Raw genomic sequence first — 14763 nt, 5'->3', positions numbered from 1 at the left:
CTTTTCATGCGCTCCTCTCGGGTGAATTAGTGCTCACAATCAGTCGCACTGGCCTTCAAGCTGCTGCAAGAGCGTCTGCAGCCTCTGTGCCCATCGGTGGGGCTTCAGGATTAGCTATATATCCATGCTTTGATTCTATACTGCGTTGCCCTTTTGCGGGACAGTAGGGTAGCCTGGTCCATCCTCGAGCGTTTGGGACGCTTGGACCGCGGTTCGAATCCGCGCTGTCCCATCATATGACCACAATCTCTCCGCAAGGGCTGCAGGCTCTCCTGATATCGTCCAGAGGTGCGCCCGGGAAGTGATCGAGGATGCATATATCTGAGGGACTCACAGCCGAGAAGAGCTTTCGTACATCTCCATGGTACACCTCTATCTCGCATGCACCCCTTGCGCGTCCGACAAGCCTGGGAATGCTCCCCACCTGCACCTGCTTCTCTCCACGATTGAAGATCTCTATGCTGTCTATGCCCAGGATATCCCTGTTGGCCTCAAGGTTGATAAGCACGTTCTCGATCGCTGGCAGCCATATGTCGTTCATCACGACCCTCTTCGCGCCAGCTAGGGCGCAGACAAGACCAAGAGTTCCGGGCCCACAGAGACCATCGACCACGCTTCTTCCCACGATCCTCAGGTCCTCCAGGATCCGTATCTTCGGGTAGTTCTCTCTGGGGAACTCCACGTGTATCTTCGACTGGTTTTTGTATATCACCAGGTCGCCGTAGATGCTCTGGATGACGTCACAGCGCATGTCGCAGCCGGAGAGCAGCTCCCATGTGTGTCCTTTTTTATCGACAACGCCAGGTATGTGTCTGCTGCGCCTGATCACGCCCTTGACCTCAGGGATTTCAAGGAGTCTTGATGCAGCAGTTCTGTTCACCCTGTCCATCAGCAGTATGAGCTGGGAATCACCGAGGCGTGGAGGATACGGCAGAGGGTAGCCTATCTCTGTCATCGGCGAGCCCACGCTCCGGAGAGGCTCGCGATCGTCGCGAAGACCTTCCTCCACGAGGAGATCCATCGCCTCGAGCATGACCAGATCCAGCGGAGCTTTTCCGCAATGCTCGCACCTCTCCAGCCCCTTTGTCTGGAGAGATCTTCGTGGTGCTTTTTTATCAATATGCGGATCATTTTTGCATTCACAACATGCCATGTAAACATGATCTATGGATTTCAGAACATGCGCCGCCGGCCTTACGCATCGTCCTCCACATGATGGGCAGTCCATGGAGAGAGTTGATCGATGCAGATATGTAACGCTTTCCTGGCTCCAGACCAGAAGATTTCTAAATACGAAGCGCTTAGGCCCGAAGAAGGTGGTTGTAAGATGGCACAGAGAGGCATTAGGGAGTTTGATGCTAAGAGGCTGCTGGCCAGGTTCCTCCCAGAATACCTCGATGATTTCGACTACAAGGGAGAGGTTGCCCTGATCGGGCCGGAGACCGATCTGGACCGCACGGTCTCCGAGAATCCCTGGATCCTCGAGAAGAGGCTTGTGGTGAAGCCCGACCAGCTCTTCGGAAAGAGGGGTGTCCACGGGCTTGTCCTGCTTAACGCCTCATGGGACGATGTCAGGGAGTATCTGAGCAAAAACATGAAGAGAGAGGTGACAATAGGCGGCGTCAGGGGCATCCTGGACCACTTTCTGGTTGAGCCTTATGTGCCTCACGAGAATGAGTTCTATGTGGCCATAAGCTCGGATCGCGATGGAGACACCATCTACTTCTCTACACAGGGAGGCGTCTGCGTGGAGGAGAACTGGGACAGGGTCGTTCAGATGCACGTCGACATTCTGGATGGCATCGATGCCGCTGATATAAGATCAAAACTCCCGGCCTCTCTTGATGTGGATATGATGGCAGGTTTCATCGAGGCGCTCTTCAGGTTCTATGTTGATCTCGGATTTGCCTACCTGGAGATCAACCCATTCACAGTCGTGGATGGGAAGATAATTCCGCTCGACATGGTCGCGAAGCTGGATGATGCGGAGGAGTTCTGGTGCAGGAAGAAGTGGGGTGATCTCGTATTTCCGGAGCCCTTCGGCAGGAGCCTGACACCTGAGGAGCTCTTCATAAAGGAGATAGATGCGAAGACAGGCGCATCACTGAAGCTCACGATACTGAATCCGAAGGGAAGGGTGTGGACGATGGTTGCAGGCGGCGGGGCCAGTGTGATATACACTGATACGATATGCGATCTCGGCTTTGCTGGAGAGCTGGCGAACTACGGCGAGTACAGCGGCGATCCGAGCACTGAGGATACATACCATTACACAAAAACGATACTCGATCTCATGACCAGGGAGAAGGATCCGAGGGGAAAGGTGCTGCTCATCGGCGGTGCGATAGCGAACTTCACGGATGTCGCGAGCACCTTCAAGGGCGTCGTCATGGCCCTGAGGGAGTACAGAGACAGGCTCAGGGAGAACAACGTCAGGATATATGTGCGCAGAGGCGGGCCGAACTACGAGGAGGGCCTGAGGATGATGCGGGAGCTCGGCAACGAGCTTGGCATACCCATAGAGGTCTACGGCCCTGAGACGCACATGACCAGGATCGTGCCTCTGGCACTGAGGGGGGAATGAGACATGAGCTCGAGACCTGATTACATCCTCTTCGACAGAAACACAAAGGCTTTCGTTTACGGTTACCAGGTGAACGCAATCCAGAGAATGCTTGATTTCGATTACATTTGTCAGAGAGATGCTCCCAGCATCGCGGCCATAATAAACCCCAGCAGGTCCGGGATACACAAGGCCTTCTGGGGGACGAAGGAGATCCTCCTTCCGATGTACAGGACGATCGCGGAAGCTGCTGAGAAGCATCCAGATGCTGATGTGATGGTCAACTTCGCGTCCCACAGATCCGCGTTCGATACGACGATGGATGCTCTTAGGGAGAACACAATAAGAACTGTTGCGATTATAGCAGAGGGAGTGCCTGAGAGACACGCCAGGATAATCGGGGCGACCGCGAGAAGAGCGGGTAAGGTGATAATCGGGCCTGCCACTGTTGGAGGCCTGGCAGCAGGCGCCTTCAGGATAGGCAACACCGCGGGAACGATAGAGAACATCATCGCATGCAAGCTCTACAGGCCTGGATGTGTGGGGTTCGTCTCAAAGTCAGGAGGCATGCTCAACGAGGCGTTCAACATCATCTCCAGGAACTCGAATGGCGTTTATGAGGGAATAGCGATCGGCGGCGACAGGTACCCCGGCTCCAGCATGCTGGATCACATACTCAGGTATGAGGCAAATCCGGATATAGCGATGATCGCGTGTTTGGGCGAGCTCGGAGGTGAGGACGAGTACAGGATCGTCGATGCTCTCAACGAGGGAAGGATAACAAAGCCGCTTGTCGCGTGGGTTACAGGAACATGCGCGCCATTCCTGCCTGCGAGCGTCCAGTTCGGGCATGCTGGCGCAAAAGCAGATACAGCGAAGGAGACCGCACAGGAGAAGAACCGCGCGCTGAAAGAGGCAGGAGCACATGTCCCCGAGTCCTTCGATGGATATGGTGATGAGATAAGAAAGGTTTACGAGAAGCTCCTTTCAGAGGGCAGGGTCAGAGAGGTTGTCGAGCCGCGGGTTCCGAGCATACCGGTGGATTACAGCAAGGCCCTCTCGACCGGAATGATAAGAAGGCCCACAACGTTCATCTGCACGATTTCGGACGATCGCGGCGAGGAGGTTCTTTACGGTGGAATTCCTCTGAGCGAGGTGCTCGAGAGGAATATGGGGATCGGTGGGGTGATCGGCCTCCTCTGGTTCAAGAAGGTGCTCCCTGATTATGCAGCCAGGTTCATAGAGCTCGTTCTCCAGATAGTCGCAGATCACGGGCCATCTGTCTCCGCGGCGCACAATGCAATCGTCGCATCATGCGCTGGCAAGGATCTCATATCCTCCCTGGCAAGCGGCCTGCTCACGATAGGCCCGAGGTTCGGAGGAGCGATTGATGATGCAGCAAGGGAGTTCAAGAGGGCATACGACTCCGGTCTCACCCCCGAGCAGTTTGTGAATGAGATGAAGAGGAAGGGCGTGAACATACCGGGCATCGGGCACAGGATCAAGAGCGTCAAAAACCCTGACAAGAGGGTACAGCTCCTGATCGATTACGCAAAGAGGCACTTCGCCAGGACGGATCTCCTGAACTACGCGCTCCAGGTCGAGGCGATAACCACAGCTAAGAAGGGCAATCTGATCCTGAATGTCGATGGATGCATAGGCATACTCTTCCTGGATCTGATGGCATCCTGCCCGGTATTCACACAGCAGGATATAGATGATGTCCTGAAGTACGGATACCTCAACGGGCTCTTCGCGCTGGGCAGGACGATCGGGATCATAGGGCACATCCTGGATCAGAAGCGCCTGGGCGCAAGGCTGTACCGCCATCCGTCAGAGGATATAGCATTCATGCTGCCAGAGCACTAGGCTCTGGCGGTTTTTATGCAAGGCGCCCTCCAGGAGATGTTGCTGAGGTTCACGCTTATTCTTTGAAGCGGTTGGCAGAGCTCGCCTCTCCGGCGACCCAACCATATGAGTCTTTCCTTCTCTCCAGAAGCCATTTCAGTATCACTCTTATGTGCATAGCAACTTGCAGAGCATGCAATGTAGTCGCTGAAAGCATTCATTCGTCGAAACGAACGCATAGCATGACCCCTGCTCCCTTTGGGCAAGTCATCAAATGGATAAGAGCGTTCAGTATTATGATTCATGCATCATCGGTTAAGATCGACATGTGTAGAATTGAACTTCGCTCTTATGTGTTTGGCAACTTGCGGGTCGTGCAATATGGCTGCTGAACGCACTTATTCATTTACCTAGAATATATAGCAAGCCCAGTGCTTCTATTGGGCAAGTTAACATATGGATAAGAGCGTTGAACTTTAATAGTCTTATCTCGCCTCAGTAATGCTATCAGGACTCGAGTACACAGGCTGTCGATTTGAATCAAACTCTCCACTATGGGGAGATCTCAATTTGTCAAATTTCGTGATCACTATATTTACATAAATCCTCAACCGATGACCAATGTATTATGATTCAGATAGAGTTTTAAAATTCACAGATGGCCTCTCCATGTACAGATATCGCTGAGTCCAGCAGGATGGCTGCCCGGCAGCATGATACTGTGAAAGCGACTCCTGCAAGGCTGTCCGGTGATTCGAGAACACGGCCTTCTTCCAATGGCGCGGCCGGGGTTACACACATGGCAAATATAATGCCATACAAAAAATTATTATACATCAAACTGCAGAAATCATCATGTCAGAATGAAGAGGTCTCCTGAATGAGAAAACACGCTATTGTTCTTGTCATGATGGTGGTGATATTATGCCTCTGCATCTGTGCACAGAACAGTGAAAAATTGAGCACAGTTCTGCCCATTGCGCGCCTTCTTGAGGTCTCAAAGAGTGCTTCATCACATATCATAGGCGTGGGCTGCAATCTGCTCGGAGAGCTCGCGACCAGAGCAGGAGCAGCGATATCAGCGATCTCTCTGGAGATCTTGAAAATTTTGATCAAAGTCGCATCTGGCCTGGACGCAAGGTTCCAGTCAGTGCTCCACAGACCCATAATCTGAGAGGCTTATGAAGATAGAGGGAGCCTCCAGATCTGCCAAGACCACCAGCGATTCGAGCCTGCAACTCAAACTGGTATGAAGAAGGGGATAGATCCGCCCGTCCGGGAGTAGCAATAGCAGCGGTGACGAGCGGTTAAGCTAGTAGTAGCTGTACAGATATGAAGCCATTAGCCATGCAGTGCGAAAGTATTCGGTGGCACCATGCGATCTACCTGAGTTCCCCATTTTTAGGAGTATGGAGTCGGGACATCTCGATTCGTGATTCCTATCCATTGGTCATCGGTTAAGGATTTTCTGAAATATATTGGCCATGAAATTTGACAAATTGAGATCTCCCCCATAGTGGAGAGCTTGATTCAAATCGACAGCCTGTGAACTTGAGTCCTGATAGCATTACTGAGGCGAGATAAGACTATCAAGTCCAATTCTACACATGTCGATCTTAACCGATGACGCATGGATGCCTATCAGGCTTCGCTCAATTTCGGGTTAAACCTGGGATGGTATCCCGGTTTCAGACGCTTCAGTGCCCAAATGTGGGGAGCTAAGGATCAAAAGAGAGGTTCACCGGGTTTCGTCGCCTGTGAGTACGGTCTTCTCGATCTGGAAGCCACGCCGTAAACCCCAGAGCAAGATTTGAGGTCTACGCCGCGGATGAAATCCACTCAGCTGCCGCCAAACATCTCCATTATCTTCAGGTAATCCTTAAGCGTCTCCGGTGGCATGTGTGGTTTTATGTTCTGATATGCCCTGTCGAAGTGATCCCTTCTCACCAGGATCTGAGCAAGCAGCAGTGACTCACGCTTCATGCCTGGCTGGATCCTCTCCCGCAGGGCGAGCATGCCTGCCTCTCTGCAGATCATCTCTATGTCCGCGCCGGTGTATCCCTCTGTTCTGGCAGCTAGCTCATCGATATCCACATCATCCGCCACCGGCATCCTTCGCATGTATATCTCGAATATCTTCTTTCGCGCAGCGCGGTCAGGCATCGGTATGTATATCATCCTGTCGAACCTTCCGGGCCGCAGGAGCGATGGGTCTATCAGATCCGGCCTGTTCGTGGCTGCGAGAACCACGACATCCTTCAGCTCAACAAGGCCGTCGATCTCGGTGAGCAGCTGGCTCACGACTCTTTCTGTGACGTTAGAGTCCCTGCCGGAGTCCCTCGCGGGGACTATCGAATCTATCTCATCGAAGAATATCAGCGCAGGCGCTGCCTGCTTTGCCTTCCTGAAGACCTCACGGACGGCGCGCTCTGACTCGCCCACCCACTTGCTCATGAGCTCCGGTCCCTTTATGCTTATGAAGTTGAGCTGGGACTCTGTTGCGACCGCCCTGGCGATCATGGTCTTTCCTGTACCTGGAGGACCATAGAGGAGGATGCCCCGGGGAGGTCTTATCCCCACGGCCTCGAACGCCTCAGGGTACATTATCGGCCATTCCACAGCCTCCCTCAGCGCCTGCTTCGCCTCCTCCAGGCCGCCGATGTCAGACCAGTGGACCTCGGGGATCTCCACAAGAACCTCGCGCATCGCGCTCGGCTCGATCTTCTTCATCGCGGCGAGGAAATCCTCGCGGCTCACCTTCAGCTGATCCAGGATCTCAGGCGGGATCTCCTCCTCGACATCAAGGTCTGGAAGGATACGGCTTATCGTGTGCATCGCAGCCTCCTTGCAGAGGGATGCGAGGTCTGCTCCAACAAATCCATGAGTCATCTCGGCGATCTCGCTCAGATCCAGGGATTCCTCGAGCGGCATGCCTCTCGTATGCACATAGAGGATCTCCAGCCTGCCGTTCTTGTTTGGTATCCCTATCTCGACCTCCCGGTCGAACCTGCCGCCACGCCGCAGAGCAGGATCGAGGGCGTTTGGGCGGTTTGTCGCAGCGATCACGATCACCTCTCCCCTGGATGTGAGCCCATCCATGAGTGAGAGGAGCTGTGCGACAACCCTCCTCTCGAGATCGCCCAGAACCTCCTCCCTCTTGGGGGCTATCGAGTCTATCTCATCGATGAAGATTATCGATGGCGCGCTCTTCTGCGCATCCTCGAAGATCTGCCTTAGCCGCTGTTCGCTCTCACCGTAGTACCTGGACATTATCTCCGGTCCGGATATGGCTGTGAATGTCGCGTCGGTCTCGCTTGCTACAGCCCTGGCGATGAGCGTCTTGCCGGTGCCAGGAGGGCCGTGGAGCAAGACTCCTTTTGGAGGCGTTATGCCGAGCTTCTGGAATACCTCAGGATGCCTGAGAGGCAGCTCAACCATCTCACGTATCGCTCTTATCTCCCTGCTCAGGCCGCCGATATCCTCGTAGGTGACATCTCTGTACTGGAATCCCTCGATCTGCTCGCTTGTTATGTTAATGACTGTGTCTCTTGTTATGACAACAGGTCCTGAGGGGGTTGTGCTCACAACCACCATCACCAGGGAGTTCGTGATCATCTCTATCCTTATCTGCTCGCCCTTTGTGACAGGCCTCCCTTCCAGGATCCTGAGGAGATACTGCGGCCCGCCTATCAGCCTTATGCTTCTGGTCGGAGCGAGCAGCACCCTTCTCGCAGGTTTTACTTCAGTGCGTCTGACGAAGACCCTGTCGTCGATCCCCACCCCAAGATTTGATCTCAGATTTCCGTCTATTCTTATTATGTCAGGCGCATCGCCAGGGTTTCCGGGCCATGCTATGGCGCATACCTTGTTCCTACCCTGTATCTCAACCACGTCGCCGTTCTTCAGGCCCAGCCTGTTGATGATATCAAGGCTGATTCTGGCTATGCTCTTACCCGCATCCCTGTGGTATGCCTCTGCCACTCTGAGAACTATCTGATCATTCATCGGCGATCTTCCTCACAGATTCAAATGCTCCAGGAGCCATTCTCGAAGCGCACCAGCCCTCTCGACTCAAGCCTTGCGAGCGATTCCCTCACAACCGCTGCGGGCATCTTCAGCCTTTCGGCGAGCTTATCCTCGGTGGAGCTGCCTGATAGAAGGGAGAAGAGCAGCTCCGCCTCGATCTCATCGCTCACGCATTCTTCTATCGCCCTCATCGCCTTCTGGCGCAGCTCCAGCTCCCTCGTTGCCACATCCGCCATCATCACCCTCAGCCTGTCCATCTCGGCTGCTAGCGCTGAGAGCTCCTCGTGTATCGCTCTGAGATCGCGGCAGTCGGATTCCCTCTCCATGGATGGATCTGAGAGGGCATAAGCTCTCACTCCATATGAGTGCGACGCAAGCGCGACCTCGAGGACGAGATTTCTGGCCAGCCGGAAGTACTTGCGCCTCCTCTCATCCCTGTAGCACTCTATCAGTCCGGCTGCCTCCAGGACACCAAGGTGATCGATCACAGCCTTCGGTCCGACATCGAGCCTCTTGGCTATCTCGTTGAAGTAGAATGGCCGGAACGATAGAAGCTGAAGTATGCGCCTCCGGTTCTCGTTCCCCAGAACATCAAGCAGCTCGACCGGATCCAAGCCGAACACCCTGCTGCGAAATCATAACTGATGGTTAGTAACAAAAAGTTAGATATAAGCCTTTTGGTTCGACCTCTTATCACGGAACGCTCTTATGTATTCAGCAGATTCAAATCGACCGCTTGTGGACTTGAGTCCTGATAGCAGTACCGAGGCTAGATAAGACTATTAAGTCCAAATCTACACATGTCGATCTTAACCGATGACGCATGGAATGCACTCATTTGATCGTCAGGCCTTCGACTACGTCGAAGATAAGTCGAAACGTGCACACAGCATGACTGATGCCTCTTCGGGCAAGTTATCAGATGGTTAAGAGCGACTTCCGTATGCTTCTGAGCTGCGGTGTTGAATAATGTCTGAGAATCCGATAGCATGGACCCAATTCATACAAATTGTAATTGTAGTAAAAATGTAATTGTAGTAAAAACGATGGCGTTCGACCTTATAGGCCTTAATTATTCAACACGGCATCCTGAGCCAAAGGCTTATTTATGTAGCACATTCGATTCTGTGGCTGGCAGTGACAATTCTCTGGAATTGACAGATGTGATTTCGGGATGCTTATCGTAGGTATAGATGACACAGACTCGGAGAGAGGGTTCTGCACAACGTATCTCGCAGCAGTACTGATAGAGAGGCTCAGAGCGAGCGGGCACCACACTGGCGCACCAAAACTGGTGCGCCTCAATCCATGTGCGAGATACAAGACCAGGGGAAATGCAGCCATCGCAATACCGGTGGAGGCTGATGACCCTGAGGAGATCGGAGAGATAACCCTTAATACCCTTCTGGAGCTCTCGGATCTCTCCGGAATAAACACCAACCCGGGGCTCGTGATCGCAGACAGGATCACTGCAGAGATGAGGCAGTTTTACAGAAGAGCGGTCACGGAGATCCTGGAGATCGAGGATGCAAGGAGGATACTCTCATCTGAGGGCATATGGCACCGCGGCTTCAAGAACCAGCGGGGCCTCATCGGCGCGCTCGCAGCTGTCGGCTCGGAGTTCGATGACTTCACATATGAGCTCATAGCCTACAGGCGGAGAGAGCTCTGGGGCACGCCGCGAACCCTGGACGAGGATTCGGTATGGGATGCCGATAGAGCAACATATCCTGCAACCTGGGATACTGTGGACTACTCGAACAGGCGGATAGTCTTCTCCCCCCACTCACCTGATCCGGTGCTGTTCGGCATTCGCGGTGACGATCCCGGGGCGATAAGAAGGGCTTTCAGCATGATAAGATCTGAGGCGCCTGAGAGATGCGTGATGTACATCACAAACCAGGGGACGGACGCGCACATCATAGATATGAGGGGCCAAGATGCCTCTCTTCATGATGACAGAAGCTATAGGCTGCAGGGCAGGGTTGCCGGGGAGCCGCGCGTGATCGAGGGAGGGCACGTATTCTTCCCCATCGATCTGGGCGAGAGAAACATTGAATGTGCTGCATTCGAGCCGACGAAATGCTTCAGAAAGATCGTCAGATCGCTGATACCTGGAGATCTGATAGAGGTCTACGGCTCAATGAAGTCCGGCACACTGAACCTGGAGAAGATCGACATGATCTCTCTGGAGAAGCAGAGAACTTCAAGGCCGCCGTTGTGCGCATGTGGCAGGCGCATGAAGTCGGCCGGATCCGGCCAGGGATACAGGTGCAGAAGATGCAAGATGAGATCCATGGAGGCTGAGATCGTTGAGCTGCCCAGGGATATTGAGGAGGGCCTCTACGAGGTCCCACCATCCGCGAGAAGGCATCTCGCCAAACCGCTTGTGAGAATGCGCGACCCGAGAGCGCACCCAAGCAGGTAGTCAACTCTCAGCAGAACTCTCTTTGTATTCATGTGTCGCTCCCGCAAGATGCCGGTTTGTCATTCACGCCCCTGCATCTCTGCGAGAGGGTGACTTGAGTTACTCAGATCCACTCGCCCCGAACTCAGGAAAGTCATAGATCTGCGCTATCTCGTAACCCCTGGATTTCAGCCTGGCGCAGAGAAGCTCGGCCCTCTCGAGTACGATTTTGATCAGGTGAAGCCGCACGGGTAGCGATGATATTGTGCTCAGGCTTATTCCCCTCTGCCTGAGCACATCGGTGTACTCATCGCTTCCCGCATCAACAAAGCATGCCCTTCCTGAGAGCTGTATGCCTGCCACATCCCTCATGCTCTCATATGGATCGTAAACTGCAACCGAGACCCTGTCATTCAGCATGATGTTGGCAAACTTCTCCCCGCCCTCGCTCAGGAAGTAGATGGCGCCATTCCTGTAGAGGTACTCAAGGGGCGTCGCTCTGACTCTTGATCCATAACCTGTTGCAAGTGTGCATGTGTTGTGAGATGCCAGAAACGCATCTATCAGCCTCCGGAGCTCGTTAACAGGCATCCTGGGCGAGATCATGTCTCTTGCTCTCTTGATCTCAAGGCCGAGCTCAACAACCTCCTCTGTGACCAGTGTGTCTATATCCTGGAAGAGAAATCCCTTCCTCTTGCAGAACGACTCCATGCCGAGGAGATCGTTCGAGCTCAGCCTCTCAACGCACATCCTCCCGCCGAGGGCTCTCGAGAGAAACACGCTGTCTCCGATCATCTTTTTGAGGCTCTCCAGGTTTGTCTCGCCATCCTTCCTGTCTATGGAGGTGGTGAAGAGCGCGATCCTCTTCTCCCTAAGCCAGCTCAGGTTCTCCCTCACAAAGTTCCACAGGTTCGGGCTGATAACACCCTTGTACACAGGCGCGCCCAGAACGAAGAGCTCGAACCTCCTGTGCTCCGGCTGGATCTCGCCAACCTTCACAGCATCAGAGGGGCCGAGTATCAGCGATAGTGTCCGTGCGACCTCCTCGGTCGAGCCGTATCTGCTATCATAAACCACAAGAGTCCGGATCATCCCATGAAGTATTGATTCGCTGCTTTTTAACCCCTTCCTTGTTGATCATCTGCTTCGAGCAGCGTTGTCGCACATCCAGTTTATTATCACTATGCAGTGGTCTGCGTGCAGGCTCAGCGGGCCTATGCTCACAATCTCAGCGCCCATTGATTCCAGCAGATGCTCCTCATCTTCCGTCATGCCTGTGTGATCCCCGAGTATGAATGCACCCTCTGAAACGGTTCCACTGAGCGGAGCTCCATCCTCTCTCAGGTAATAGAGTCTCTGCCCCTCATCCCTCAGAGACTCGATCAGCGATCTGAGATCACCTTTCCTGATGTAAATGCCGGGCGTGGACTCCCTCCAGAGGGGACCGGCATTGATGGAGAGTGCTTTCTTCATCAGTGCAGCCGTGCTCCTCTCGTCCGGGTTCAGATGGCGAAGCCTTCTTCCATCAAAACGAAGTATCTTGGTTTCGGGTCCTCCCATGAGGAGGAGATTGCATCTGACGTCTCTTCTTATCCCGTGTGATAGCATGAATGCTGAGTTGACGCATCTGCAAAGCACATCGATTCTCCCGGAGGTGCCGGGAAGATCCTCCAGGGAGAAATCCGGCGTGGTCTTCGCGATATGACCCACAACAACAAAGTCTCGCATGATCGCATCCTCACATCAGTGGTATTCAAACTATGCAGGATCTCAGATCGACTGGTTCAGCATGTGCATCCATCGCTTCGGGAGAGAACTTCAGAGAGACACCAGGTGCTCATTCCAGTGCGCGTATGATGCATCAGGCAATAGTGATCATCGTAAGCAATAAATCGATGCCATGATATAACGACAAATATGATGCAGCTCCAGCCTGCTGCAATTCTTGTGCTTGTGATCCTGATGGGCTGTGTCACATCCCCACCGGATGAGTTCCGTGGTAGGGTCACCAAGGTGGTGGATGGCGATACTTTTGATGTTGAGGGTCTTGGCAGGGTGCGGCTTGCAGACGTCGACTGCCCGGAGATGGACACGGAGGCTGGAAGAGCTGCCGCGAACTACACGGTCTACTGGCTCTTCGGGCGCACCGTCTGGCTGGACATAGACGACCGGCGAGGCAGAGACGATTATGGGAGATGGATCAGTGTTGTTTATCTGGAGGAGAATGGCGCGCCGAATCGGGCGATGAACTTTAACAGGATGATCGTTGACAGCGGCCACGCTGTTGTGAAGGACTTCAAAGACAATGAGTTCAATCCAGCCGAGTGGTGGAACCTCAGCTCGCTCCAGCCGGTCGGCTGTGCCTACGTCGGCTCTGCGAGATCCAGCAGATACCATTATCCTGACTGCGAGTGGGCGGAGAAGATCTCCCCTGATAACCTCGTGTGCTTCTCCAGCCCATCCGAGGCGCGCTCGAAGGGATACATGCCGTGCCGCGTCTGCAAACCTCCGTGATAGTGTCATGGCCATCGCGCAGAGTTCCAGCCCACAGACCTGCACGATGTGATTTTGGTTTAATTAATAGCATTTGTTGTTATTATTAACCAAAAGATTCATATCAAAGCAGTTGCGACAGTACAGAGGGGGTGAGAATGCATGAGTGATGCGACAAGGCCCAAGAGAGTTGTTGTCTCTGATGGCGCTGTACCTTTTGTTGCAAGAGGCGGGCGCGTATTCTCCAAGCTGGTGCTCAGGGCAGATCCGGACGTGAGCCCGGGAGACGAGGTGCTGGTGCTGGACAGGAACGATAGGGTGATAACAGTTGCAAAAGCATATTAAAATGCATCAGAACAGCGGCGCCGATGGCGTCCTGGCTGTTCTTATCTCATTTTGGCTGTCTGATACGTATTTGCTCAATATGGTGAGCGTGCTTGAGTTACCGATCAAGTGAAGCTGCTATGGCAGAGTCGTTCATCCAGAGATCCGTCGAGATGGCAATTTAGCTCAACGTATTGAGCATGTTCTCTGATACGTTCAGAGCAACTGGAACTCATGTGCGCCAAAAAACTCACGCTCTTATCCATCTGATAACTTGCCCGAAGAAGCACCAGTCACGCTGTGCGCTCGTGGCGAGCGAATGAGTGCATTCAGCAACCGGCCTGCATATCCTTCAAGTTGCTGAATACATAAAAGTGTTTATAGCCCTCAACCAGGCGGTGGGGCTTCGGAAAAATAACAGACCAATAGCTATCGATTTCGATGTTGTCATCTTTCAAAATAAACACATGGGGGAGCCAGCCCCATCGGATCAACTCAACAAAGGTAAACCATCTATCACCGGCATTAGCCAAAAAAATATTGCCCCGGCTCAGGGCTTGCTGTCGATGATGCTGCCGGAGCTGTCTCTAAGCGTGGCTCTGTCGCCGTCGTTGTTCCAGACTGGTACACTCCTCCCCCAGTAGAGGTCCTCCTTGGTATCATTGCCAGAGCCTGTGTGCACCTTAACCCTTGCGCCTGATCTGAGCACGAAGCCATCAGGAAACACATATGTGTGCTCCTGCTCATCAGATATGCTCCAGCCGGTGAGATCCACATCAATCTTTCCGGTGTTCTCGATCTCCACCCATTCCTCATTGAGGTTGACTCTCTCCGGGCTTGGTGCCACAAAGCTGACGTTTGAGATCCTCACAGGGCTTTTCTCAGAGCTCGATACATTTCCATCCCCGTGTACAGGGGATGCCATCAGGACCAGCAGGATGGCCAGTCCCAGGCACATTTTTGTGATCCACACCATACTTCCCCACCTCTCCTTGAGAGGTTACTACTACGATTAGCTGCAAAGATTTAAACTTTTCTAGATAATTTTTGGTTTTTGAGATTATAATCACGTTTATACCATCTTATTGAGATTATTTTTGAT

12 protein-coding genes and 1 tRNA gene are annotated in these 14763 nt (G+C 53.2%); 7 read left to right on the top strand and 6 right to left on the bottom strand.

Translation table 11 applies throughout. The features are described 5' to 3' along the window. Positions 1 to 157 precede the first annotated feature (157 nt). Positions 158 to 232 (top strand) — tRNA-Pro (locus tag QHG98_01980). Here QHG98_01980 and QHG98_01975 read toward each other — a convergent pair. Continuing rightward, positions 233 to 1033 (bottom strand): methyltransferase, encoded by an 801-nt coding sequence (locus tag QHG98_01975; GenBank protein MDH7596501.1) that lies wholly within the window; start codon positions 1031 to 1033, stop codon positions 233 to 235. A gap of 294 nt (positions 1034 to 1327) precedes the next feature. Here QHG98_01975 and QHG98_01970 point away from each other — a divergent pair, with 294 nt between their 5' ends. The 3 genes from QHG98_01970 (at position 1328) to QHG98_01960 (ending at position 5585) form a co-directional block, all read left to right on the top strand. Continuing rightward, positions 1328 to 2584: an ATP citrate lyase citrate-binding domain-containing protein gene (locus QHG98_01970; protein ID MDH7596500.1), complete on the top strand. Its 1257-nt coding sequence runs from the start codon at positions 1328 to 1330 to the stop codon at positions 2582 to 2584. 3 nt (positions 2585 to 2587) lie between these two features. Continuing rightward, positions 2588 to 4432 (top strand): citrate/2-methylcitrate synthase, encoded by a 1845-nt coding sequence (locus QHG98_01965; protein MDH7596499.1) that lies wholly within the window; start codon positions 2588 to 2590, stop codon positions 4430 to 4432. Between the two features lie 937 nt (positions 4433 to 5369). Then, positions 5370 to 5585: a hypothetical protein gene (locus QHG98_01960; GenBank protein ID MDH7596498.1), complete on the top strand. Its 216-nt coding sequence runs from the start codon at positions 5370 to 5372 to the stop codon at positions 5583 to 5585. A gap of 665 nt (positions 5586 to 6250) precedes the next feature. Here QHG98_01960 and QHG98_01955 read toward each other — a convergent pair. Then, complete coding sequence (locus QHG98_01955; protein MDH7596497.1) at positions 6251 to 8416, bottom strand: CDC48 family AAA ATPase; 2166 nt, start codon at positions 8414 to 8416, stop codon at positions 6251 to 6253. A 20-nt stretch (positions 8417 to 8436) separates the two neighbouring features. Further along, positions 8437 to 9060 carry an ArsR family transcriptional regulator gene (locus tag QHG98_01950; protein MDH7596496.1) on the bottom strand — a complete coding sequence of 208 codons (624 nt, stop codon included), beginning with the start codon at positions 9058 to 9060 and terminating at the stop codon, positions 8437 to 8439. Positions 9061 to 9611: 551 nt separating this feature from the next. Between QHG98_01950 and QHG98_01945 the strand changes: the two genes are divergently transcribed. Next, complete coding sequence (locus QHG98_01945) at positions 9612 to 10865, top strand: tRNA(Ile)(2)-agmatinylcytidine synthase (protein ID MDH7596495.1); 1254 nt, start codon at positions 9612 to 9614, stop codon at positions 10863 to 10865. 99 nt (positions 10866 to 10964) lie between these two features. Here QHG98_01945 and QHG98_01940 read toward each other — a convergent pair whose 3' ends face one another. Together QHG98_01940 and trmY are read right to left on the bottom strand one after the other, a co-directional pair. Beyond that, positions 10965 to 11936, bottom strand: a complete 972-nt coding sequence (locus QHG98_01940; GenBank protein ID MDH7596494.1) for a flavodoxin domain-containing protein — start codon at positions 11934 to 11936, stop codon at positions 10965 to 10967. A 45-nt stretch (positions 11937 to 11981) separates the two neighbouring features. Next, positions 11982 to 12572 (bottom strand): tRNA (pseudouridine(54)-N(1))-methyltransferase TrmY, encoded by a 591-nt coding sequence (trmY, locus tag QHG98_01935; GenBank protein ID MDH7596493.1) that lies wholly within the window; start codon positions 12570 to 12572, stop codon positions 11982 to 11984. A 189-nt stretch (positions 12573 to 12761) separates the two neighbouring features. Between trmY and QHG98_01930 the strand changes: the two genes are divergently transcribed. Beyond that, positions 12762 to 13358, top strand: coding sequence for a thermonuclease family protein (locus QHG98_01930; GenBank protein MDH7596492.1), 597 nt, complete (start codon positions 12762 to 12764; stop codon positions 13356 to 13358). Between the two features lie 141 nt (positions 13359 to 13499). After that, entirely contained in the window at positions 13500 to 13682 is a 183-nt protein-coding gene (locus QHG98_01925; protein ID MDH7596491.1) for a pseudouridine synthase, read from the top strand. A gap of 529 nt (positions 13683 to 14211) precedes the next feature. On the opposite strand, the gene QHG98_01920 is transcribed toward QHG98_01925, so the two are convergent. Further along, the gene (locus QHG98_01920) at positions 14212 to 14637 is read right to left on the bottom strand and encodes a lamin tail domain-containing protein (protein ID MDH7596490.1); all 426 of its coding nucleotides are present in this window, start codon (positions 14635 to 14637) and stop codon (positions 14212 to 14214) included. Positions 14638 to 14763 lie beyond the last annotated feature (126 nt).

The organism is Methanothrix sp., assembly GCA_029907715.1.
Lineage (GTDB): Archaea > Halobacteriota > Methanosarcinia > Methanotrichales > Methanotrichaceae > Methanothrix_B.
The sequence above is the reverse complement of the archived record's forward strand: the minus strand, read 5'-3'. Positions and strand labels throughout refer to the sequence as shown.